Source organism: Nissabacter sp. SGAir0207, assembly GCF_005491205.1.
GTDB lineage: Bacteria > Pseudomonadota > Gammaproteobacteria > Enterobacterales > Enterobacteriaceae > Chimaeribacter.
The window spans coordinates 2,280,892-2,302,003 of the sequence record NZ_CP028035.1 but is presented as its reverse complement, the minus strand read 5'-3'; the positions used below and the strand labels follow the sequence as shown (position 1 = coordinate 2,302,003).

Here is a 21,112-nt window from a genome sequence, read left to right as displayed (position 1 = left end):
CCGGCCTACGGCATCAATCCTGGAAGTACCAGTAACCGCTGTTGACCAGCGCGGCCAGCAGCGCCAGGAAGGAGGGATCGTCCAGCGCATCGCCGAAGTGCGAGGCGTCCAGCGTGTGGTGCTGGCAGAGCGCGTTGGCGGCCTCATGGTGATCGGTTTCGATGCGCTCGCCGTTGACGAAGCAGCGCTCACCAATCCGCAGTACCCGCAGCCCGCCGACGCGTTGCAGCGTCTCCCCGCCCTGCAGCAGCTCATAGATCTCACCGGCCTGATAGGGCGGCTCTGGCGGTGCCAGATCCAGCTCATGGCGCGACTGGGAGATAAACTCGCCAAACCACCCCTCAAAGTGCTCCGGCTGTTGCAGCAGCTCCAGCATCATGCCGCGCAGGCCATCCAGCTCCTGTGGCAGGATGTCGGCATGTTGCTCACGCGCTGGCAGATCCGGGTCACTGTAGCGCTTGCTGCCCAGCTCGCGTGACAGCACATAGTCCGCGAAACCGCTGACCAGCTCGCGGCCGCTCGGCGCACGGAAGCCGACGGAGTAGTTGAGGGCGTTCTCCAGCGAGTAGCCCTCATGCGGGAAGCCCGGCGGGATGTAGAGGATATCGCCCGGCTCCATCTCCTCATCAATGATGGCGTCGAACGGCTCAACCTGCAGCAGATCCGGGTGCGGGCAGTGCTGTTTCATCGGCACCTTTTCGCCGACACGCCAGCGGCGGCGGCCGGTGCCCTGGATAATGAACACGTCATACTGGTCGAGGTGCGGGCCAACGCCGCCGCCCGGCACCGAGAAGGAGATCATCAGGTCATCCATCCGCCAGTCCGGGATGTGGCGGAACGGGCGCATCAGCGCCGCGGAAGGCTCGTGCCAGTGATCGACCGCCTGCACCAGCAGCGACCAGTTCGTCTCACCCAGATGGTCATAGCTCTCGAATGGGCCGTGGCTCACCTGCCAGCGCCCCTCCTCATGGCTGACCAGCCGGCTGTCCACCTCGTTCTCCATCGCCAAACCGGCCAGTTCATCCGGGGAGAGGGGATCGATAAAGTTTTTGAAGCCGCGCTTCAGGATGACCGGGCGTTTCTGCCAGTAGCGTTGCAGGAAGTCATGCCAGTCGAGATCGAGTTGATAATCCATTGTGTGTTCCAATGATGGGTGAAGACTAGCAGCGAGTATAACGGATGGCGGCCGCCGCGGGGGCACTCGCGGCGAGAAATTCCCGTGCCTCAGGCGTCGCTGCCGGTCTGGCGGCCAAAGGTGATGCGCATCCGCGTGCCGCCGAGCGGGCTGTCATCAATCTGGATGTCACCTTGGTACTGGGCGATGATCTCGCTGGCCACCGCCAAACCGATGCCCTGACCGGGCCGCAGGGTGTCGGCGCGCTGGCCGCGCTGGAAAATCAGGTCGCGCTTGCTGGCCGGGATGCCGGGGCCGTCATCGTCCACCACCAGCACCAGCGCGTGCTCCGCCGGGATGGCGCTCACCTCGACAAACTCCAGCGAATACTTGCAGGCGTTGTCGAGGATATTTCCCATCACCTCCATAAAGTCATTCTTCTCGCCGACAAAGGCCAATTCCGGCGGCAGGTCGAGCGTCAGCACCACCCCTTTGCGCTGGTAGACCTTGTTCAGCGCCGAACAGAGGCTGTCGAGCAGCGCCGACGCCGAGTGGATCTCGCGCGTCAGCACGTTTTTCTCAGAGCTGACGCTGGCACGGTGCAGGTAGTAGCCAATCTGCTGCGAGATGCGGCTAATCTGCTCCAGCATCACCGGCTCTGCCTGATCGATGGTCAGTTGCTGGCCGCCGCGCAGCGATCGCAGGGTCGATTGCAGCACCGCCAGCGGGGTCTTCAGGCTGTGGGTGAGGTCAGCGAGGGTGGTGCGGTAGCGGGTGTAGCGGCCGCGCTCATTGCTTAGCAGCAGGTTGAGGTTGCGCACCAGACTGCGCAACTCGCGCGGCGGGTTCTCATCCAGCATGTCGCGCTCGCGCTTCTCCAGCTCGCCAATCTGGCGCGCCAGTGCCTTGATCGGCCGCAGGCTCCAGTGCGCCGCCAGCCACAGCAACGGCAGCACCAGCAGCAGGTTGGCCGCCAGCACGTAGCTGAACCACTGCCAGACCAGATCGGTGCGTTGCAACTCCTGCGGGATGGTGTCCACCACCACGATGGTCAGCGGCGGCAGGCGGGCGGTGGCGGCGTAGCGGTTGACCACCACCGAGTGGGTCAGGGACTGATCATCGTTGTTGTCATAGCCGCGCAGCTGGTGCTGGGCGCGCGGGTTGTTGCCGACCACCGCGCTGCTCAGGTGCGGGTTGGCGTCCAGTTCATAGAAGCCGCCCTTGCGCAGCCAGTTGGGCTGGATGCGCGCCTCCATCTCCGGCACTGCCCGCTGCCGCCACAGCAGCGTGCCCCGATCATCATAGATGAACACCAGCGTCGGGAAGTTCAGCTCCAGATCCGGCGGCACCGCGATGGTCAGTTGCCGGTTGCGCCACTGCGCCAGGCTGAAGAATAGATTGCTCTCGCCGCGCAGCAGCTGGTAGGCGGTTTTGTCGAAGCTGACGGTATAACCCACCACCGCCACCAGCCCGTAGGAGAGGGAGAGCGCCAGCACGACGCCCGCCGTGGCCAGCAAAAAGCGGGAGCGCAGCGAGAAGGGCGCTTTACGGGTCATCGGTGGCGGCCTCGGTCAGCGGGCGTCAGACGGCATCAAAGCGATAGCCCTGACCGCGCACGGTAGTGATCACATCCTGTGGGTAGCCAGCCTGCATCTTTTTGCGCAAACGGCCCATCAGCACGTCGATGGTGTGGCTCTCACGCAGTTCGGCATCCGGGTAGAGCTGCAACATCAGCGTGTCCTTGCTCACCACCTTGCCGGCATTGCGGATCAGCGTCTCAATGATGGTGTACTCAAAGGCGGTCAGGCGCACTGGCTGCCCCTGAATGCTCAATTCGCGCCGTGAGAGATCAATCTGGAACGGCGGCAGGCTGATGATCTGTGAGGCCAGCCCGCTGTTGCGGCGCATCAGCGCCTGCATCCGGGCAATCACCTCCTCCAGGTGGAACGGCTTGGTGACATAGTCATCCGCGCCCGCCTCCAGCACTGCCACCTTGTCCTGCCAACTCTCACGGGCAGTCAGCACCAAAATCGGCAGCTTGGCCTGATGGCCGCGCCAGCGCTGGATCAGGCTGAGGCCATCCTCGCCCGGCAGGCCGAGATCGACAATGGCGATATCCGGCGCATGTTCGTGCAAAAAGTAGTCCGCCTCTTTGGCGTCCTCCGCGGCATCCACCTGGTGGCCCAGCTCACGCATCTGCACCGTCAGGTGGTGACGCAGCAGGGCGTTATCCTCCACTACCAATACTCGCATCAATCTCTCCTCGGGCGGGCGCACCCGCAACGTTGGCCGCGCCGGACAGCGCGCGAAAGGTCACCCATTATCGCTGAGAAACGTAAACGGCGGGTCAACCAGCACCCAGACAGGCTAAACGAAAAATAGAGGGGGCAGAAGGGAAAAAACGGGCGGCAGGCGCCGCCCGTAGGGGATTACTTCAGATTGTCGACCAGCTGGGTGGCGTGGCCGATGTAGTTGCCCGGCGTCATCGCCTTCAGGCGGGTCTTTTCCTCTTCCGGCAGGGCGAGGCCGTCGATGAAGGCCTGCATCCCGGCGGCGTCCACGCGCTTGCCACGCGTCAGCTCTTTCAGCTTCTCATACGGCTTTTCGATGCCGTAGCGGCGCATCACGGTCTGGATCGGCTCGGCCAGCACTTCCCAGTTGTGGTCCAGCTCATGGGCCAGGTTGGCTTCGTTCACTTCCAGCTTGCTGATGCCCTTCAGGGTCGCTTGATAGGCGATCAGCGCGTAGCCCACGCCCACGCCGAGGTTGCGCAGCACGGTGGAGTCGGTCAGATCGCGCTGCCAGCGGGAGACCGGCAGTTTGCTGGCCAGGTGGCCCAGCACCGCGTTCGCCAGACCCAGGTTGCCCTCGGAGTTTTCGAAGTCAATCGGGTTGACCTTGTGCGGCATGGTGGAGGAGCCAATCTCACCGGCAATGGTCTTCTGCTTGAAGTGGTTGAGGGCGATGTAACCCCAGATGTCGCGGTCAAAGTCGATCAGGATGGTGTTGAAGCGCGCGATGCAGTCGAACAGCTCCGCAATGTAGTCATGCGGCTCGATCTGAGTGGTGTAGGGGTTCCACTGGATGCCAAGGGAGGTCACGAACTCTTCGCTGAACTGGTGCCAGTCAACGTCCGGGTAGGCCGCCAGGTGGGCGTTGTAGTTGCCGACCGCGCCGTTGATTTTGCCGAGGATCTCCACCTGGGCCAGCTGGCGGTACTGGCGCTCCATGCGGTAGGCGACGTTGGCGAACTCTTTGCCGATGGTGGACGGCGTGGCTGGCTGGCCGTGGGTGCGTGACAGCAGCGGGATGTCGCGGTATTGCAGGGCCTGGGCCTTCAGCGCGTCAATGATTTTGCGCCAGAAGGGCAGCACCACCTCTTCACGCGCGGTGTGCAGCATCAGCGCATGGGAGAGGTTGTTGATGTCCTCGGAGGTGCAGGCGAAGTGGATGAACTCGGAGACCGCGTGCAGCGCAGGCACCGCCGCCACTTTCTCTTTCAGGAAGTACTCCACCGCCTTCACGTCATGGTTGGTGGTCTTCTCGATATCCTTGATCCGTTGCGCATCCTGCTCGTTGAAATTGGCCACGATCTGGTCAAGGTAAGCGTTTGCGTCGGCGTCAAATGCAGGAACTTCAACAATGCCTGCACAGGAGGCCAGTTTTTGCAGCCACCGTACTTCAACCTGCACGCGGAATTTCAGCAGACCGAATTCGCTGAAAATGGCGCGCAACGCGCTGACTTTATCACCGTAACGTCCATCAACGGGGGAAACGGCGGTCAGTGAGGATAATTCCATCGGGAGCAACTCCTGGGTATTGGTTAACATTGAGCTAGGATTTTCTTGGCCTGTTCAAACAGGCGGTTACGCGAAAACATCAGTTGCAGGCGGCCGCCGCCCACTTGGTGCCACAGTACCGCGGCACGGATGCCGGCCAGCAGCGCCGCGCGCACGCGGGCCTGAGTTTGCGGGTTTTGCAGCACGGCGGGGGAGCCAGTGACCTGAATGCGTGGGCCGAGCGGGCTGACCACATCCACATAGATGCTGGCCATCGCGCTCATCAGGGTGTCAGATTCAAGATCGAAGTGAACCAGCTGGCGCTCCAGCTGGCTGATGCGGGTGGAGAGGCTCTCCAGCGCGCCCTTGTTGGCGCTGAGCTTGCGCTCCAGCACCATCAGGCTGAGGGTGTAGCGGGTCAGTTCGGCGCCCGGCCCCTGACGTTGGGCATTCAGCACGCCCAGCAGGGTCTCCAGGCCGAGCATCAGGTTGCTCTCATCATTACCGAACACCGCCAGCGTGGATGCCGGGTTGGTCTCCAAAATGCTCTTCAGCGAGACCGCCAGCGCGTCGCGGTTGCACTGGCCCTCATGGGCCAGCTGCTGTGCCAGCCGGGCGGCCTGACAGATCCCTGCCAGCGCCAGCGTGATGTCACGGTAATTTTTCGCCACGTTTACCCCTGTATGCGTTGTTCGATGATGCCGCCGCCGAGGCAGACCTCATCCAGGTAGAAGACCGCCGACTGGCCGGGCGTGACCGCCGCCACCGGCTCATCGAAGCGCACCTCAATGCGCCCCTCGTCCAGCGGCGTCACCAGACAGGGGATATCCTGCTGGCGGTAGCGGGTTTTTACCGTGCAGCGCAGCGGGGCGCTCAGCGGCTGGCGGTCAACCCAGTGCAGTTGCTGGGCGATCAGGCCGGTGGACATCAGGCGCGGGTGCTCATGGCCCTGCGCCACCACCAGCACGTTGTTCTCCACATCCTTGTCCACCACGTACCACGGATCTTCGCCGCCATCCTTGATGCCGCCGATGCCCAGCCCCTTGCGCTGGCCGAGAGTGTGGTACATCAGCCCCTGATGCTGGCCCATCTCCACGCCGTCAACGCTGACGATGCGCCCCGGCTGTGCCGGCAGGTAGCGGCCAAGGAAGTCACGGAACTTGCGCTCGCCAATGAAGCAGATGCCGGTGGAGTCCTTCTTCTTGGCGGTGATCAGGTCAAGTTGCTCGGCGATGCGGCGCACCTCCGGCTTCTCCAGTTCGCCGACCGGGAACAGGCTCTGGGCGATCTGCTCGTGGCTCAGGGTGTAGAGGAAGTAGCTCTGGTCTTTGTTGTTATCCACGCCACGCAGCAGGCGGCTGACGCCGTCCACGTCCTGACGGCGCACATAGTGGCCGGTGGCGATGTAGTCCGCGCCAAGATCTTCCGCGGCGAACTCAAGGAACGCCTTAAACTTGATCTCTTTGTTGCAGAGGATGTCCGGGTTGGGGGTGCGGCCCGCCTTGTACTCTTCCAGGAACAGCTCAAAGACGTTGTCCCAGTACTCGGCGGCGAAGTTGACGGTGTGCAGCTCGATGCCGAGCTTGTCACACACTGCCTGCGCATCCGCCAGATCGGTGGCGGCGGTACAGTACTCCTCGCCGTCATCCTCCTCCCAGTTCTTCATAAACAGCCCGGCCACCTGATAGCCCTGTTGCTGCAACAGGTAAGCGGAAACCGAGGAATCGACGCCGCCGGACATGCCGACGATTACTTTTTTCTGACTGTTCTCTGACATGGGGATCTCACGAGCCTGGATTACTGGGCGGCGTGCGCAGTGGCACACGTCGCGCGGCAGTGGGCGGGACGGCCGGCCACTGCCAGTTAAAAACGAGCGCCGGATTTTAACACGTTGGCGGCCCTGCTGCACCGCCGAATGCAACAATCATGCAAATTGTCTAATGGGGAAAGGGCCAGTGGAAGGCCGCCAGCAGCGACAGCGGATAGCGCTCCGGCTGCTGCCAGCAGCGCAGCGTCTCGGCCACCAGCGGCGAGCGCAGGTTGGGCGCGCTAAGGATCTCGTCGGCCGTCAGCCACAGGCAACGGTCGATGTCGCTGTCCTGCGGTGCTGTCGCCACCGGCTCCGGCAAGGTGAGCGTAAAAGCGAAGCGCAGGAAGGGGGTGTTGTCCGGCGCAATCCACTGGTGCAGGCGCAGGAAGTGCTCCACCCGCGCCTCAACGCCAGTCTCCTCATACAGCTCGCGCTCGGCCGCCTGTACCAGCGTCTCATTGGCCTCCAGATGGCCAGCCGGTTGATTCCACAGCGCCTTGCCGCGCACGGTCTCCTCGACGATCAAAAACTTTCCCTGCGCATGAACCACGCAGGCGACGGTGACATGGGGTTTGAACATGAATTTCTCCGTTGGCAGCGAGCGGGTTGGGGCAGGGCAAAGAGTGCCCTCCCGCTAACACTATACCAAAAGCGCCGGGGGGCCGCCGACAGGCGTGTCAGCACTGCCCCTCGACAAAGATCGCCCACAGCGCCTCCACCGCGCGCGACATGCTGGCGGCTGGCCGAAACAGACGGATGTCAATCGGCACCCACAGACCGCTCTCCGCGGGCGCCGCCGCCGCGATGTTCCCTGCCTGAACATCGGGTGCGGCCAGCGTCTCCGGCAGCCAGGCCACCCCCTCGCCGGCCTTGACCATCGCCAGCAGCGTCGCGGCCAGATCGGCGGTAAACACCGCCTCCATGCCGCGCTTGGCGCGGTTGATCGCCGAGGTGGCAGCAATGATCCGCCCCAGCCCGGACTCCGCAGAGAAAGAGAGATAGGGGAAGGGCTGGCCGCCGGTGACGCGCCAGCGCGGCCGCCCGCTCTCCGGCAGGCACTGGGCGTAGGGGATCAGCCGCTCCTGGCCGAGGCGCACGCTCAGGTACTTCTGCTGCTCCAGATGGATATGCATGTGCGGGTGGGAGTAGCAGAGCAGGAACTGCGCGTCACCCTTCGCCATCATTCGCTCGCAGGCGCTCAGGGAGTCTGACAACAGACGGAAAGAGCCAAAACGGGCGATTTTTTCATTCTCGCGCATAAGTTGCGGGAAGAAGGAGAAGGAGAGTGAGTGGGTCGCTGAAAAGATCACGTCTGGCCGGGTGTCGCCCGCCGCCTCATTTGCCTCGCTGCGCAGCGTGTAGAGCGCGCGGATAATCCCCGGCACCTGCTGTATAAACACCTCGCCCGCCCGCGTCAGGGCCACGCCGCGCCGGTTACGCTCAAACAGCGGCGTGCCCAGCCACTCCTCCAGCGACTGGATGCGTCGGCTAAATGCTGGCTGGGTCACATATCGTGCAACCGCCGCGCGCGAAAAATTCAGCGATTCCGCCAGCGCGAGACAGTCTTCCAGCCACGTCAGTTCCAGGTGATGCCGGTTTTGCATAACAGACTTCCTGATTTGCATTAGATAAGCCCAGTGCCAGCCCATAAGATGGCGAAATAGCCAGCACGCATCACCCACTTTGCCATCCTGAGTGATCCCGCTTGCCAATAAAGTGGCATCGCCAAATGATAACTGACCCCTGAGGGAGAGAACATGCGTATCCTTGACGTTGTAGAGATAACCCAACCCATCGCGTCCCCCATCCGCAATGCCTATATCGATTTCAGCAAAATGACCGCCAGTCTGGTCGCCGTGGTAACGGATGTCGAGGTGGCGGGGCGCCGCGTGGTGGGGTATGGCTTCAACTCCAATGGCCGCTACGGGCAGGGCGGGCTGATCCGCGAGCGCTTCCGTGACCGTATCTTGCAGGCACCGCCGGAGAGTGTGCTGAACGCGCGCGGCGATAACCTCGACCCGCACGCCATCTGGGATGCCATGATGAGCAACGAGAAACCGGGTGGGCACGGCGAGCGCTCGGTGGCCGTCGGCACGCTGGACATGGCTATCTGGGATGCCACCGCCAAGATTGCCAACCTGCCGCTGTTCCGTTTGCTGGCGCAGATGAAGGGCGTCGAGGCCAACCCGCGCGTGTTTGTCTACGCGGCGGGCGGTTACTACTACCCCGGCAAGGATCTGGGCGCGCTGCGCCAGGAGATGCGTGGCTACCTCAACCGTGGCTATACCGTGGTGAAAATGAAGATCGGTGGCGCCCCGCTTGAGGAGGATCGACGCCGCATTGAGGCCGTACTGGAGGAGATTGGCAGTGAAGGGCGGCTGGCGGTGGACGCCAACGGCCGTTTCGATCTGGAAACCGCCATCGCCTATGCAAAAATGCTGCGGGAATACCCCCTGTTCTGGTACGAAGAGGCGGGCGACCCGCTGGACTACGCCCTACAGGCAGCGCTGCCAGCGTTCTACCCCGGCCCGATGGCCACTGGCGAGAACCTCTTCTCCCATCAGGACGCCCGCAACCTGCTGCGCTACGGCGGGCTGCGCCCCGATCGCGACTACCTGCAATTTGACTGCGCGCTCTCCTATGGGCTGGTCGAATACCTGCGCACGCTGGAAGTGCTGGAGCAGTTTGGCTGGTCTCCCTCCCGCTGCATCCCACACGGCGGCCACCAGATGTCATTGAACATTGCCGCGGGCCTTGGGCTGGGTGGCAACGAGAGCTACCCGGATCTGTTCCAGCCCTATGGCGGCTTCCCGGACTCCGTCACCGTTGAGGCGGGGTACATCACCATGCCGGAACTGCCGGGCATCGGTTTTGAGGGCAAAGCTTCCCTGATCAAAGAGATGCGCGCGCTGGCGGAGTAGCCGCACCTTATCCTCTCCCAGCCTTGGGAGGGGACATTACCCCCTAAAAAAACAGCGAAAAGCGGATTCATCAAGGAGCAGTAAACCTCACCCCTTACCCTACAAAAGCCCGATGACGAGGACGTTACCATGAGTGTCCCTTCCCTGCGTGAACACAGTCTGGTCGGTAACAAGCGGTGGACCATTATCCTGCCCGCCGTGTTTATCATGTACACCCTCTCTTTCTTTGACCGCGTCAACATTGGCATGGCGCTCCCCCATATTGTCGCTGAACTGAAACTGACGCCGGTGGAGGCCGGCTGGCTGGGTGGCGCATTCGCCTGGGGCTATGTGGCCACGCAGTTTACGGCCGGTTGGCTGGCCCTGCGTTTTGGCTCGCGCCGGGTGATTGGCGTCAGCCTGCTGCTGTTTGGTGCCTGCGCAATGGTCACTGGCTTGACCCGTAACTTCAGCGACCTGATTGCCGTGCGTTTTTTGCTGGGGCTGGCGGAAGGCCCGATTCAGGCGGCGACCGCGATGTTTCTGGCGCAGTGGTTTATGAAGCGCGAGCGTGGCCGGGCCTTCGGCATCTGGAACCTGAGTCTGGGGGCTGGCGCATTTTTGGCCGGGCCAATCTCCGGCTGGATTTTGGCGCACCATGACTGGCGCATGATGATGGTGATTGAGGGCGCGCCCGCCTGGCTGTTCTGCGCCATCTGGTTTTATCTGGTGCCGAAAAATATTCAGTCCGCCCGCTGGCTTAGCCAGTCAGACCGGGAGGTGATCGAGGCGGAGCTGGCGGCCGAGCAGGCGCACCACGCCGAGCAAAAATCCGACCCGTGGTGGACGATTTTGCGCATACCAGCGCTGTGGCTGATGCTGGCTGGCTACTCGCTGCACAGTATGCTGGCGTATGGCTTTACCCTGTGGCTGCCGACGGCGCTCAAGGGCTATGGCACGTTGAGCGAATTTATGGTGGGGTTTATCAGCGGCCTGCCGTTCCTGATGACGATGGTGGGCATCTGGTATATCACGCGCCGCTCTGACCGGTTCAACCAGGAGCGGCGGCTACATGCGGCCATCCCTACCGTGCTCTGCGGCGTGGCGCTCTCGGCCGCTGCGTTCGTGCCGCAGTCACTCTACTGGCTCCAGATTGCGCTGTTTATGTTCGTGGGCCTGACAATGAAGATGCTGGTGCCACTGGTCTATGTGCGGCTTACCGAGATCCTGCCCACCCGCAAGGCGGTGCCAGCGGTAGCGTTTGTCGGGGCGTGCAGCAACTTTATCGGCCAGTTTGGCGGCCCGCTGGTGGCGGGCTACCTGAAACACCTCGGCGGCGGCACGGAGATGACGCTGGCTTGGGGGGTGCTGGGGCTGTTCTCGATCGTGGGCGGGGCATTGTTCGCTTCGGCCATCGGCAAGCATGAGCGTCTGTGGGATTTGAAAGCGGCGTTCAGGAATCCGGCTCGGCGCACGCTCCCGACCGGCGAATAGCGAGCGTGGAGGAAGCGGCCGCTACAGGTGCGGCGGCCGCTTTGCCGCTACAGGCGTGGCACTTCACGCCACTCGCCCGGTGCCAGATCGCCGAGGGTGGCCTCGCCCAGTGCGTAGCGGATCAGGCGCAGGGTCGGGAAGCCGATGTGGGCGGTCATCCTTCGCACCTGACGGTTGCGCCCCTCATACAGGGTGATCTTCAGCCAGGCGGTAGGAATGGCCTTGCGCTCGCGGATCGGAGGATTGCGCGGCCAGAGCCACGCGGGTTCTTCTACCCGCTCCACGCCAGCCGGCAGGGTCGGGCCATCCTTCAGCGTCACGCCGTGGCGCAGCGCCGCCAGCGCCGCCTCATCCGGCTCGCCCTCCACCTGCACATAGTAGATTTTGCCGGTACGTTTGCCCGGCTGGGTGAGCTGTGCCTGCAACTGGCCGTCGTTGGTCAGCACCATCAGCCCCTCGCTGTCGCGATCGAGGCGACCGGCGGCGTAGATGCCGGGCAACGGAATGAAATCTTTCAGCGTGGCGCGGCCCGCCTCATCGGTAAATTGTGGCAACACGTCAAACGGTTTATTGAACAACACAATGCGCCGTGGGCCAGCAGGCGCTGCCGGACGCGCGGCGGGCGGGGCGCTGAATCGTTTAACGCGGTGATTTTTAACAGGGAATTTTTTCATAATCTTTGACGTTGAACTGAATAGGCGCATTATAGCCGATAACGCTTTCAGATTGGCGCGAGCAAAATATTCAAGTAGTATTGACACGCATCTTACAAATCATTAACAAAGTGCGCTTTGAAGGAGAGGTTAATGGAAAGCAAAGTAGTTGTTCCGGCGGAAGGTGAAAAGATTTCGGTTGATGCTCAGGGGAAACTGGTTGTGCCACATAACCCGATCATCCCGTTCATCGAAGGTGACGGCATTGGCGTTGACGTGACCCCCGCCATGATCAAGGTTGTGGATGCAGCGGTTGAGAAAGCTTACAAGGGTGAGCGTAAAATTTCCTGGATGGAAATTTACACCGGTGAAAAATCGACCCACGTTTACGGCGACGATGTCTGGTTGCCAGAAGAGACCCTCGACCTGATCCGCGAATACCGCGTCGCCATCAAAGGCCCGCTGACCACCCCGGTCGGTGGCGGTATCCGCTCCCTGAACGTCGCCCTGCGCCAACAGCTGGATCTCTACATCTGCCTGCGTCCGGTGCGTTACTACCAGGGCACCCCAAGCCCGGTCAAACGCCCGGAAGACACCGACATGGTGATTTTCCGTGAAAACTCCGAAGACATCTACGCGGGAATCGAGTGGAAAGCTGGCTCTGCCGAAGCAGACAAGGTGATCAACTTCCTGCAAAACGAGATGGGCGTGAAGAAGATCCGCTTCCCGCAGCAGTGCGGCATCGGCGTCAAGCCGTGCTCGGAAGAGGGCACCAAACGTCTGGTGCGCGCGGCGATTGAGTACGCGATCACCAACGACCGTGACTCCCTGACCCTGGTGCACAAAGGCAACATCATGAAGTTCACCGAAGGCGCGTTCAAGGACTGGGGCTACCAGTTGGCACGTGACGAGTTCGGCGGCGAGCTGATCGACGGCGGCCCGTGGATGAAGATCAAGAACCCGAATAGCGGCAAAGAGATCGTCATCAAAGACGTGATCGCTGACGCCTTCCTGCAACAGATCCTGCTGCGCCCGGCTGAATATGACGTCATCGCCTGTATGAACCTGAACGGCGACTACATCTCTGACGCCCTGGCAGCCCAGGTTGGCGGCATCGGCATCGCGCCGGGCGCCAACATCGGTGACGAGTGCGCCCTGTTCGAAGCGACCCACGGCACCGCGCCGAAGTACGCCGGTCAGGACAAGGTGAACCCAGGCTCCGTGATCCTCTCCGCTGAGATGATGTTGCGCCACATGCAGTGGTTCGAAGCGGCAGACCTGATCGTCAAGGGCATGGAAGGCGCAATCGCCGCCAAGACCGTGACCTATGACTTCGAACGCCTGATGGAAGGCGCCACCCTGCGTAAGTGCAGCGAGTTCGGCGACGACATCATCAGCAACATGTAAGCATCATTATCTGCCTGAACGGGAGCCAAGCGGCTCCCGTTTTTTTTGCCTGCGCAGGGGGCCGGGCCTTTGTTGAAGTTGTGATGTGCGACAGGAATGGTTAATCCATGCTCACCTATACTCTTTAAGCCCATATCGGGTGGATGGAGGTACTTATGTCTGAACGTCCTGATGAATTTGAACCATTGCCGGATGATGAAGTGGTGCCGGGTGATACACCGGAGGAGATCCCAGGTGGCGGCGACCCGCTGGGAGATGATGAGGTGGCGGATGATGATGTCATAGGGGATGACGATGTGGTCGGCGACGACGATATGGTCGAGGATGACTATGAGGATGATGAGGATGAGGACGATCTGACACAATCACCTTAACTCCCGGCCTGTGGGGTAACCACAGCACGGCACAATGAAAAAAACCGCCTCTTCAGGCGGTTTTTTTATGGCGTCAGCCCGGCTCCCTGGCCTCTGGCAGGCGCGCCAGCGCCTGGCGGTAGAGGGCGTCGCTGTGCTTGTCCAGCGGGAAGCGCACCACGCCCTGATAGCCGGGCTGGTCAATCGGCACGATGTCCGGGTGTGACCCCAGCTTGCCGGAGGCGAGGCAGAGGCCGCTGGTGGGCGCCTCCTGCCACACCTTGCCGATGCGGTCGCAGGCGTCCACCCAGACAAACAGGTCATCCGGCCGGAAGTGGGAGAGCTGCTCATTGAGCGGCGCCAGCAGGTAGGTCTCAAACTTCGCCTCAATCTTCTGGTTGCCCACCTTCAGGATCAGCGGGTACTTAAAGGTGCTGCCAGCAAAGGAGAAGCTGTGGCTCTCGAGATCGACGTTATAGCGCGTGATACGCTTCGGCACGCCCCATAGCTCAATCAGCGCTGGCATCCAGGAGGTGATGCGGCCGCTGAAATCCGCCATCGTGGAGGCCAGCGAGGCATTGCTCAGGCTGCTGCGGCCAAGGCCAATGAAGTTGTCGCCGCCGAGCAAGTCCAGCACCGTCGCGCCGTTGTCCAGCGTGCTGCGCGGCTGGCTGTTCAGGCCCTGCTGTTCGCCGCTGCCATCCAGGATAAAGAACAGATCGCGGCGATCGTGGCGGGTGAGCTGGCTCCAGGCGGTGTTGTTCATCGCCAAATGATCGGAGGAGAGCACAATCACCGTGTCTTTGTAGTAGGGCGACTGCTGGATGCGCTGGATGAATTTCGTCACCGTCTCCTGATTGCAAAGGATGGCGCTCAGGGAGCGGTTCTCCTTGCCGCCGCTGCGGTAGCTGTTCTGGCGGCAGCTGCGCGACACATAGCCATCCGGGTGATGGGTATCCACCGTCAGGGTAAAGAGGGCGAACGGCTGGCCCTGCTGGGAGAGGGTCTCAAACTGGCGATAGGCCAGATCCAGCAGGCTGTCGTCATACAGCCCCCAGTCATTGACATAGCCCGGATCGGGCAGCTGTGGTTGCAGCTCCTTGCGGCCATAGACATGGTCAAAGCCGTGGGCATTGAGGAACTGCCCCTTGCCGGCAAACGCCAGATCCGCCCCTTGGTAGAAGTGCAGGCTGTAGCCGGAGGCTTTCAAAATATCCCCCAGACACACCTTGCCGGGGTAGAAGCCATCCACCTGATTGGCCGCGTTGGCGTCAAAGGGGGCAAACAGCGGGATGCCGCACTGGGAGGCAACAATGCCAGCGATGGTGTATTCGGTGCCGGGCAGTTGGCGGGTGTCGCTGAAGTCCAGCGCCTGCTGTTTGACTGGCGTTAAATCTGGGGTCAGGCCGGGGAACTCCTGCTCATCAAAATAGGTGCGCTCAAAGCTCTCGGCGTAGATATAGACCAGATTGCGCTTGCGGCCCTCAATCAGCGTGGTCGGCGTTTTGTAGTAGGTGTAAAACTCCTCACCCTTGTTGGCGTGGCGCGACTTGATCATGGTGTAGATCTCGCCGGTGGCCGGGGTAATGATCAAGGAGGCGCTCACCAGCCCCAAAGCCAGCAAATTGTAGGCGGGCCGGGTTTTCATTCGCCGCCCGTGCAGCAGCGCCCATAACACCGCCGCCATCACCAGCAGCAAGCCGCCAGTCAGGCTCAGGGCGGGCATCAGGTATTTGCCCATTCCAGCGCCCTGGAGATTGCTGGTCAGGGTATAGAGCACCGAATCATTGATGCCATTACCGGTAAAGTAATTACTGGCATACCAGATGATATTTAGCAGAATAAATATCACGGAGGTTAAAAAGAGCGAGATCAACCAGTAGAGGTTGTTAATCCCTTTTCGGAAAGCGATAAGTATCGATATAACGAATAATAATATTGACAATAATTCAGGAAAACTAATTGTCACAATGCGCATCCTCAAGATATGTCAATGAATAACCAGTTAAAAAAGGAAAAGCGGGGCCGGCGGAAAGGCAGCAGAAATAGGAAGCGGGCCAAGAGTAGACAGTATATTACATGGGGAATGGGTGGTCAGGCCACTGCGGTTGGTTTTTTATGAGGTGTCTCCCAAATATTATGACAGTTCCGTTTAACTTTTGTTTAAGCTGCGGCATCAAGGAGTTGGAAAAAAGTCAGTGGCGGCATACTGGGGCAGGGCGGTATGCTGGGTGATCTTTCATCCAAGGGAGTGACATTATGCCGCATGTAAAACACCTGATTCCTGCCCTGTTCGCCCTCGGCCTGGCCGGTTGCAGCACCACAGAGAGTGCGCCAATGGGGGCGCTCTCACCTGGCGCCCATGCGCAGGAGATCCGCCGTGAACAGACCGCCAACCTGACGCGCGTTGGCGTGGCCTCAGCCACGGTCTATGGCAATCCGATGAACGCCGCGGAACTGATCCAGAAAAAGGCCGATGCCGCGGGCGCGCACTACTATTTTGTTTCCAAAGTTGAACCCACGCAGGCACCAGACCAGTGGGTCGCGGAGGCCACGCTCTATCGTTAAGGGCGTTACTGCTCGCTGCCGCACGCCATCATCACAAAGATCCGGCGGCAAGGTGCGGTAGCATCATCTACGCTGAAAGGGAGACACAAAAAAAGGAGAGAAATCATGACGACGGATGTGCAGTTCACCCGCCAGGAACCGGCCAGCAGCCACAACATTATTGTGGGCGACATTGTGCGGCTGGAGACACGAAACCTGAGGCACGTCTATCTGCTGGACGTAATGCTGAGTCGCCGGGAAGGCGATGCTTTGATTGGCAATATTGTGGTGGCCTCGCCTACCACGGATATCCCGGTCGACCTCTGGGAGCTGCGGCAAGGGCAGGAGGTCACGTTCCACCAAGAGAACATTATCAATCGTCGCCAGGATGCCGGCCATGCGTGAGGCCGGCCCCTGGCCGCTTATGCTGCCCCAGCGCGGGAGCGCTTTGTAAAATTTTGTATAGTCTTGAATAACCAGCGAAATCGGCTAGGCTTAAGGTAGCTGACAACAAAAAGGAGAGGCTGCATGGATCTTATCCGAATTATTATCGCCATTATCTTGCCACCACTGGGCGTCTTTTTGCAGGTAGGCTTCGGCGGGGCCTTCTGGCTGAACATCCTGTTGACGCTGCTCGGCTACATCCCCGGCATCATCCACGCTGTCTGGATCATCGCCCGCCGGTAGATCCTCCCCCGGCTTCCTCTGCTAGACTTTAAACAGTCACGCCCAACATGGCCTGCGGGTGCGCCACCCGCAGGCGTCTTTCCGGGCGCTGGCGTCGTTCAGAGGGAACAGCCATGGAAAATCATGCTTCACTAGAAGAGTTAACGGCCCGCATTGAGGCGCTGGAACAGCGTGAGCAGAGCCTGACCTACGCCTCCCATGCCTATCAGGCCATCATCACCACCCTGTTGGGTTCCATCGACAAGCCTACCCGTGACAAAGTGATCGCGCTGGTGGAGCAGGCCCATGAGATTGCGTTCAACCGAGCGGTCAATCAGGCCAACACCAAACAGACCACCCTGATCAAAGGGGCAGATGAGGTGGCGCAGCGAATGTTCATCTTCGCCCAGCGTGACCGCCGCGATCCAGACTGACGCCTATTGTCAGGCCGTTCGACAGCTGCTACAACACAGGGCCACCCCCGGCATAATCCGCGTGTCCAGGCCACCTCGTGGCCGCCAGAGAGGCGTTTACGTGCATGAACACTTTTACCCTGTTGTACCGCATCATCCGCCAGGCCCTGCTGGCGTCACTGCCGCAAGCCCATGACCTTAACCCGCTGCTGACCCTCAACCGCGCGCTGGCGACCGGCCAGTTGGGCGAGGAGCGGCGCGACTGGCAGATCCAGCGCTTGAGCAATGAGGAGGAGCCGAGCGGCAGCATCTTCGCCACCGAACCGCTCTATGAGTACTACTTCTGCCGGGGAGAGAGTGCCGAGCGCATCGACCCACAGGAGGCGAACGCCCGCGCCCTGATGGATGACTTTGACGCCATGGTGCGTTGGATGGTGGTCAATGACTACCTGTTTCTGGACGGCCAGGACTACGTGGTGCTGGAAAAGTGCCTGAAAACCCCGGCACTGACCATCAGTGACGAGCGTCAGGGCTAATTCACCTTACTCTTATCCTTGAGCATATTAATGGCCGCGCCCAGCATGATGCGGCGCTGGGTATTGCTGGTGGCGTGCAACTGCTCCACCAGCAGATCCACCAGCGCGGCCGTGCTGAGCGGCTGCTGCTGGCGACGCAGTTGGATCACCCCTTCGCCAATGATCCGTGTCACCTCATCCCATAATGGCTGAATCTCGTGTTCCGAGAACTTCATGCTCACCTCGGCTTTGTTTAAATTATCATCAATTTAACACCTGTAGATCGTCAGGCAACCCCTGTGGCGTGGTTTAGGGCAAATTTCTGCCGGCGATCAAAAGTCAGCGTGCTCCTGGGCAGGCAGCCCATACCCCTCGATAAAGTCCTCCACCGGCATACAGGCGGCGTGGCGCAGGCGCTGCTCCTCCATAGCCCGCAGGCACTGTGGCTGTGTGTTGAACGCATCAATGACCAGATCGTCACAACCGCCACCCAAGTAACAGATTGACAGGATTAGCGCATACATGGCTCAGGGTTCCTTGTTCATCACTCCCGTGCGAGCGGGAAAAAGGGGTTCGCACAGGGTAAGCATAGCGCCGCCGGCCCATTGTTACCGCATCCGGCCCCGGGCGGTCGCTGCCACCGTCGCGGGCGTCTGCCCCAAAACAGGACAACAGGGTTACATTTTTCTCAACTTCTGCCACTCGAATGCACAACGGGATGCCAGCTTTGTGACAGAACTGGCATTTCGGAAAATAGCCACGCCCTATCAGAACAATTAGCTGTCAGATCAGCGGCAAAAGGTGGAGGATGGTGTAAGATTAATCTTAGTCGCTGAGGCGATATTCATAAAAACAGTTGTCGCTGGGAGGTCGTTATGCACTATATGGTTCAATCACGTTTGTCCTATGTTTTGGCCGGTTGTGTTGCGTTTTGGTGCACGGTAGCGTGGCTGGTGGTTTCGCTCGCCAACTAATCCCCCCAATCGAACTGCGTTCAGGAGAACCCGCCACGGCGGGTTTTCCGCTTTTGGCGGGCAGGGCAGCCGCATGGTATGCTTGGCGGCCATTCTGTTGTAGAAAATTGTGATTGAGGTAACCCATGTCAGAGATGTTGACGCAGGATCAGGAGCTGGTGTCCGACCTGGTCGCCTGCCAACTGGTGATTAAGCAGATTTTGGATGTGATTGAGATCATCGCGCCCGCTGAAGTGCGCGACAAAATGTCCCACCAGTTGAAAAGCATCGATTTCAGCCGCCATCCCGCCGGTGCCGATCTGGTGACCCAGCGTGCCGTCCAGAAAGCCATCGCGCTGATCGACCTGAAGTTTACCCCGACCACGGAGTAACCCAAACCCCGCGCTGCGGGGTTTTTTCCCTCTACTCCACCACTTCCGCCATCTTTTTCAGCACCGGGCATTGGCTTACGCCTACGATGCCGCTGTCAGAGTGCAGGTACTGGGCGCTCACCACGCCACGCGCGGTCAGGTAGTGGCACTGCAGGCCAAGGCCCGCCGCGTTCTGCGCGCTGCCCACCAGCACGCCATAGCCTGAAAATAGAAACAGGGCGTAGAGTAGTGCAATGAAAAATAGACCAAACCGCATGCGTTCTCCTGATTGTGACGGGCCGATAACCGGCCATCCGCCCGACTCTACGGCGTAGGCGGCCGCAGGGAAAGGGTAACACTCTGAAAAGCCGGGGCAGGCAATCACCGGCCAGTTACAGCATGGTTTAAGATAGGGGGCGTAACCTGACCCTCTCTCAGCCACGAAAGGGTGGAGCGCTGTTTGAAATTGAAAACCTTGGGCACTTTATTGCTGATTGGCGCGGCCTGTATCGCGCTTTACCTGCTGGCGCTGAACAGCTACTGCGACCAGGGGGGAAACTTTACCTTGGGCATGTGCTCGGTCACCTCGTTTATCCCCTTCTAGGGCGTTGTCCGGCACCGGCCAGCCGGTATAGGATAGGGGTTTGGTCATTGAGTAGGTAGGACGGGCAATGTTTGAGTTTTTATCGGGATCTTCTGGCGTGGCGTTACTGGCGCTTTCGCTGGTCAGCGCGCTGTTGCTGCTGGTCATCTGGTTTATGGTGAACCGCGCCAGCGTCAGGGCCAACGAGCAGATCCGGCTGCTCACCGAGATCGCGGAGCAGCAGCGCCGCCAGACCGAATTATTGATGCAGCTGGCCAACCGCCAGGCTGGCACTCCCCCGCCGCCGGAGGAGGAGATCTCCCCCTTCCGTTTTGTACCAGAGCGTTAACCGCCTCCCTCCCTGACATGTCATAAAAGTGACGTAAAGCCGTCGTAAGCTGGGTCAACCTGAATCAGGAGGACCCTATGATTGACTGGGCTGAAGAGCAAGATAGCGACATTAACCGCACCATCGCCGAGTTGGTGGGCGAAAATCCCGACAAGTGGTATCCCTATGGCGGCATGAAGGGCAAGGATTATTGCAACAATCCGGCCGATGCCTGGCCGATCATCTGTACCTATCGCATCAACCTGCGTTTCCCCACCGACAACCCCGGCCAGCAATGGATTGCCTGCATTACCAATGAGCGTGGCGAATGGCTGGCTTACCACACCTGCCCATTGCGCGCCGCGATGGAGTGTTTCCTGTTAAGTCAGATGCCTATGCTGCAACAGGCCTGAAAATACGCTATATAAAGAGGGTGAGCGAAAGCAGAGCAAAAAGTCAGACCTTTTAACTGATTAATGTTTCTTCATGACGACAGTTTTGTCTAAGGCGGAGTCCATTATGAAGCGAATTATCAAAGGCGATAGAACCCTCTCCCATCTGGTCGTGGCCCATGCTGCCATCGACAGCCATGAAAAGGCCCACGGCACCCGCCGGCAGGGCTGGCCCTCAACTTACTTAGTCAATTATAAAGGCACGCGTGTGGCGGTGGAGGTCGTGACGCGGCGGCAATCTTATGTTGCCACCGTGATGGTAGGTGCCCGCAATCTCAGCAAGCTCTGTGGCATGGCGGCCTGACAGGGCCAGCAGCCGGTAAAGCCAGCCCAAGGGGCTGGCTTTTTTTGTGGGCGCTCAGCGCGCGTGGTGGCCCGCATTGCGTATCTCACGTTCGCCAAACAGCCGGCAGAGCGCGCGTGCCAGAGTCGCGGTGATGTCAATCACCACCACGCTCAGCATCACCAGCAGCATCACCAGACCATTGGCCGTCCACTTCACCAGTTTCAGGCCGCTGGCGGGCAGGGTGCTTCGCTGCCAGCCCTGGCGTGCCGCCCGGCCCAGCCGCGCCAGCGGCGAGGGGCGCCGTTTGGCCGCGGGGTGGGGGGTACTCTCTTGTTGCTTCATAACCACTCCTGACTGCATAGTTGGGTAACGGGCCTTGGCCCGGTGAGGCACCAGCCGCCACAGGGCGTACCGGGCCATTGATCATAGGCGACTGACCGGTGGGTGCCTTGATCGCACACCCGGATCAGCTTAGGACTTCACTCCCC

Annotated in this window: 28 protein-coding genes; 14 read left to right on the top strand and 14 right to left on the bottom strand. The window is 60.5% G+C overall.

Annotated elements, in window-relative coordinates; translation table 11 throughout:
* Positions 1–13: 13 nt before the first annotated feature.
* The 8 genes from C1N62_RS10100 to C1N62_RS10065 form a co-directional block, all read right to left on the bottom strand.
* Positions 14–1,135 (bottom strand): cupin domain-containing protein, encoded by a 1,122-nt coding sequence (locus C1N62_RS10100; protein WP_137763514.1) that lies wholly within the window; start codon positions 1,133–1,135, stop codon positions 14–16.
* 89 nt (positions 1,136–1,224) lie between these two features.
* Positions 1,225–2,670 (bottom strand): two-component system sensor histidine kinase PhoQ, encoded by a 1,446-nt coding sequence (gene phoQ, locus C1N62_RS10095; RefSeq protein WP_137763513.1) that lies wholly within the window; start codon positions 2,668–2,670, stop codon positions 1,225–1,227.
* Positions 2,671–2,695: 25 nt separating this feature from the next.
* Complete coding sequence (gene phoP, locus C1N62_RS10090) at positions 2,696–3,367, bottom strand: two-component system response regulator PhoP (protein WP_137763512.1); 672 nt, start codon at positions 3,365–3,367, stop codon at positions 2,696–2,698.
* Positions 3,368–3,543: 176 nt separating this feature from the next.
* Positions 3,544–4,914 (bottom strand): adenylosuccinate lyase, encoded by a 1,371-nt coding sequence (purB, locus tag C1N62_RS10085; RefSeq protein ID WP_137763511.1) that lies wholly within the window; start codon positions 4,912–4,914, stop codon positions 3,544–3,546.
* Between the two features lie 23 nt (positions 4,915–4,937).
* Positions 4,938–5,564: a high frequency lysogenization protein HflD gene (hflD, locus tag C1N62_RS10080; RefSeq protein WP_137763510.1), complete on the bottom strand. Its 627-nt coding sequence runs from the start codon at positions 5,562–5,564 to the stop codon at positions 4,938–4,940.
* 2 nt (positions 5,565–5,566) lie between these two features.
* Positions 5,567–6,670, bottom strand: a complete 1,104-nt coding sequence (gene mnmA, locus C1N62_RS10075; protein ID WP_137763509.1) for a tRNA 2-thiouridine(34) synthase MnmA — start codon at positions 6,668–6,670, stop codon at positions 5,567–5,569.
* A 160-nt stretch (positions 6,671–6,830) separates the two neighbouring features.
* Positions 6,831–7,283 carry an NUDIX domain-containing protein gene (locus tag C1N62_RS10070; RefSeq protein ID WP_137763508.1) on the bottom strand — a complete coding sequence of 151 codons (453 nt, stop codon included), beginning with the start codon at positions 7,281–7,283 and terminating at the stop codon, positions 6,831–6,833.
* A 97-nt stretch (positions 7,284–7,380) separates the two neighbouring features.
* Positions 7,381–8,307: a LysR family transcriptional regulator gene (locus C1N62_RS10065; protein WP_137763507.1), complete on the bottom strand. Its 927-nt coding sequence runs from the start codon at positions 8,305–8,307 to the stop codon at positions 7,381–7,383.
* 153 nt (positions 8,308–8,460) lie between these two features.
* Between C1N62_RS10065 and C1N62_RS10060 the strand changes: the two genes are divergently transcribed.
* A complete protein-coding gene (locus C1N62_RS10060) occupies positions 8,461–9,624 on the top strand; it encodes a mandelate racemase/muconate lactonizing enzyme family protein (protein WP_137763506.1) in 1,164 nt (387 codons plus the stop codon).
* Between the two features lie 129 nt (positions 9,625–9,753).
* Positions 9,754–11,097, top strand: coding sequence for an MFS transporter (locus C1N62_RS10055; protein WP_137763505.1), 1,344 nt, complete (start codon positions 9,754–9,756; stop codon positions 11,095–11,097).
* Between the two features lie 47 nt (positions 11,098–11,144).
* Here the strand turns inward: C1N62_RS10055 and rluE are convergent, their stop codons facing one another.
* Positions 11,145–11,771 (bottom strand): 23S rRNA pseudouridine(2457) synthase RluE, encoded by a 627-nt coding sequence (gene rluE, locus C1N62_RS10050; RefSeq protein ID WP_240775686.1) that lies wholly within the window; start codon positions 11,769–11,771, stop codon positions 11,145–11,147.
* A gap of 132 nt (positions 11,772–11,903) precedes the next feature.
* Here rluE and icd point away from each other — a divergent pair, with 132 nt between their 5' ends.
* Positions 11,904–13,157, top strand: coding sequence for an NADP-dependent isocitrate dehydrogenase (icd, locus tag C1N62_RS10045; protein WP_137763503.1), 1,254 nt, complete (start codon positions 11,904–11,906; stop codon positions 13,155–13,157).
* A gap of 155 nt (positions 13,158–13,312) precedes the next feature.
* Entirely contained in the window at positions 13,313–13,531 is a 219-nt protein-coding gene (locus C1N62_RS10040; protein WP_137763502.1) for a hypothetical protein, read from the top strand.
* Between the two features lie 73 nt (positions 13,532–13,604).
* Here the strand turns inward: C1N62_RS10040 and opgB are convergent, their stop codons facing one another.
* Complete coding sequence (gene opgB / locus C1N62_RS10035; protein ID WP_137763501.1) at positions 13,605–15,488, bottom strand: phosphatidylglycerol--membrane-oligosaccharide glycerophosphotransferase; 1,884 nt, start codon at positions 15,486–15,488, stop codon at positions 13,605–13,607.
* A 281-nt stretch (positions 15,489–15,769) separates the two neighbouring features.
* Between opgB and bsmA the strand changes: the two genes are divergently transcribed.
* From bsmA to C1N62_RS10010, 5 genes are all read left to right on the top strand, one after another.
* Positions 15,770–16,078 (top strand): biofilm peroxide resistance protein BsmA, encoded by a 309-nt coding sequence (bsmA, locus tag C1N62_RS10030; RefSeq protein ID WP_137763500.1) that lies wholly within the window; start codon positions 15,770–15,772, stop codon positions 16,076–16,078.
* 105 nt (positions 16,079–16,183) lie between these two features.
* Positions 16,184–16,462 carry a hypothetical protein gene (locus tag C1N62_RS10025; protein WP_137763499.1) on the top strand — a complete coding sequence of 93 codons (279 nt, stop codon included), beginning with the start codon at positions 16,184–16,186 and terminating at the stop codon, positions 16,460–16,462.
* Between the two features lie 123 nt (positions 16,463–16,585).
* Positions 16,586–16,744, top strand: a complete 159-nt coding sequence (locus C1N62_RS10020) for a YqaE/Pmp3 family membrane protein (protein ID WP_137763498.1) — start codon at positions 16,586–16,588, stop codon at positions 16,742–16,744.
* A 113-nt stretch (positions 16,745–16,857) separates the two neighbouring features.
* A complete protein-coding gene (locus C1N62_RS10015) occupies positions 16,858–17,157 on the top strand; it encodes a hypothetical protein (RefSeq protein ID WP_137763497.1) in 300 nt (99 codons plus the stop codon).
* Between the two features lie 104 nt (positions 17,158–17,261).
* The gene (locus C1N62_RS10010; protein WP_137763496.1) at positions 17,262–17,672 is read left to right on the top strand and encodes a hypothetical protein; all 411 of its coding nucleotides are present in this window, start codon (positions 17,262–17,264) and stop codon (positions 17,670–17,672) included.
* On the opposite strand, the gene C1N62_RS10005 is transcribed toward C1N62_RS10010, so the two are convergent.
* Both C1N62_RS10005 and C1N62_RS10000 read right to left on the bottom strand, forming a co-directional pair.
* Positions 17,669–17,887 (bottom strand): hypothetical protein, encoded by a 219-nt coding sequence (locus C1N62_RS10005; protein WP_137763495.1) that lies wholly within the window; start codon positions 17,885–17,887, stop codon positions 17,669–17,671. The two genes, C1N62_RS10010 and C1N62_RS10005, sit on opposite strands and share 4 nt — an antisense overlap.
* 96 nt (positions 17,888–17,983) lie before the next feature.
* Entirely contained in the window at positions 17,984–18,175 is a 192-nt protein-coding gene (locus tag C1N62_RS10000) for a YebW family protein (RefSeq protein WP_137763494.1), read from the bottom strand.
* 575 nt (positions 18,176–18,750) lie between these two features.
* Here C1N62_RS10000 and C1N62_RS09995 point away from each other — a divergent pair.
* Positions 18,751–18,996 (top strand): DUF2766 family protein, encoded by a 246-nt coding sequence (locus C1N62_RS09995; RefSeq protein ID WP_137763493.1) that lies wholly within the window; start codon positions 18,751–18,753, stop codon positions 18,994–18,996.
* Positions 18,997–19,027: 31 nt separating this feature from the next.
* On the opposite strand, the gene C1N62_RS09990 is transcribed toward C1N62_RS09995, so the two are convergent.
* On the bottom strand, positions 19,028–19,252 hold the full coding sequence (locus C1N62_RS09990) for a YobH family protein (RefSeq protein WP_137763492.1): 225 nt from the start codon (positions 19,250–19,252) through the stop codon (positions 19,028–19,030).
* A 183-nt stretch (positions 19,253–19,435) separates the two neighbouring features.
* Between C1N62_RS09990 and C1N62_RS09985 the strand changes: the two genes are divergently transcribed.
* The 4 genes from C1N62_RS09985 to C1N62_RS09970 all read left to right on the top strand — a co-directional run bounded on the left by C1N62_RS09985 (position 19,436) and on the right by C1N62_RS09970 (position 20,642).
* Entirely contained in the window at positions 19,436–19,579 is a 144-nt protein-coding gene (locus C1N62_RS09985; protein ID WP_137763491.1) for a PhoP/PhoQ regulator MgrB, read from the top strand.
* 67 nt (positions 19,580–19,646) lie between these two features.
* Positions 19,647–19,907, top strand: a complete 261-nt coding sequence (locus C1N62_RS09980) for a YebO family protein (protein ID WP_137763490.1) — start codon at positions 19,647–19,649, stop codon at positions 19,905–19,907.
* A 77-nt stretch (positions 19,908–19,984) separates the two neighbouring features.
* Entirely contained in the window at positions 19,985–20,299 is a 315-nt protein-coding gene (locus C1N62_RS09975) for a phage protein NinX family protein (protein ID WP_137763489.1), read from the top strand.
* 106 nt (positions 20,300–20,405) lie between these two features.
* A complete protein-coding gene (locus C1N62_RS09970) occupies positions 20,406–20,642 on the top strand; it encodes a DUF4060 family protein (RefSeq protein ID WP_137763488.1) in 237 nt (78 codons plus the stop codon).
* Between the two features lie 54 nt (positions 20,643–20,696).
* Here the strand turns inward: C1N62_RS09970 and C1N62_RS09965 are convergent, their stop codons facing one another.
* Positions 20,697–20,966 carry a hypothetical protein gene (locus C1N62_RS09965; RefSeq protein WP_137763487.1) on the bottom strand — a complete coding sequence of 90 codons (270 nt, stop codon included), beginning with the start codon at positions 20,964–20,966 and terminating at the stop codon, positions 20,697–20,699.
* Positions 20,967–21,112 lie beyond the last annotated feature (146 nt).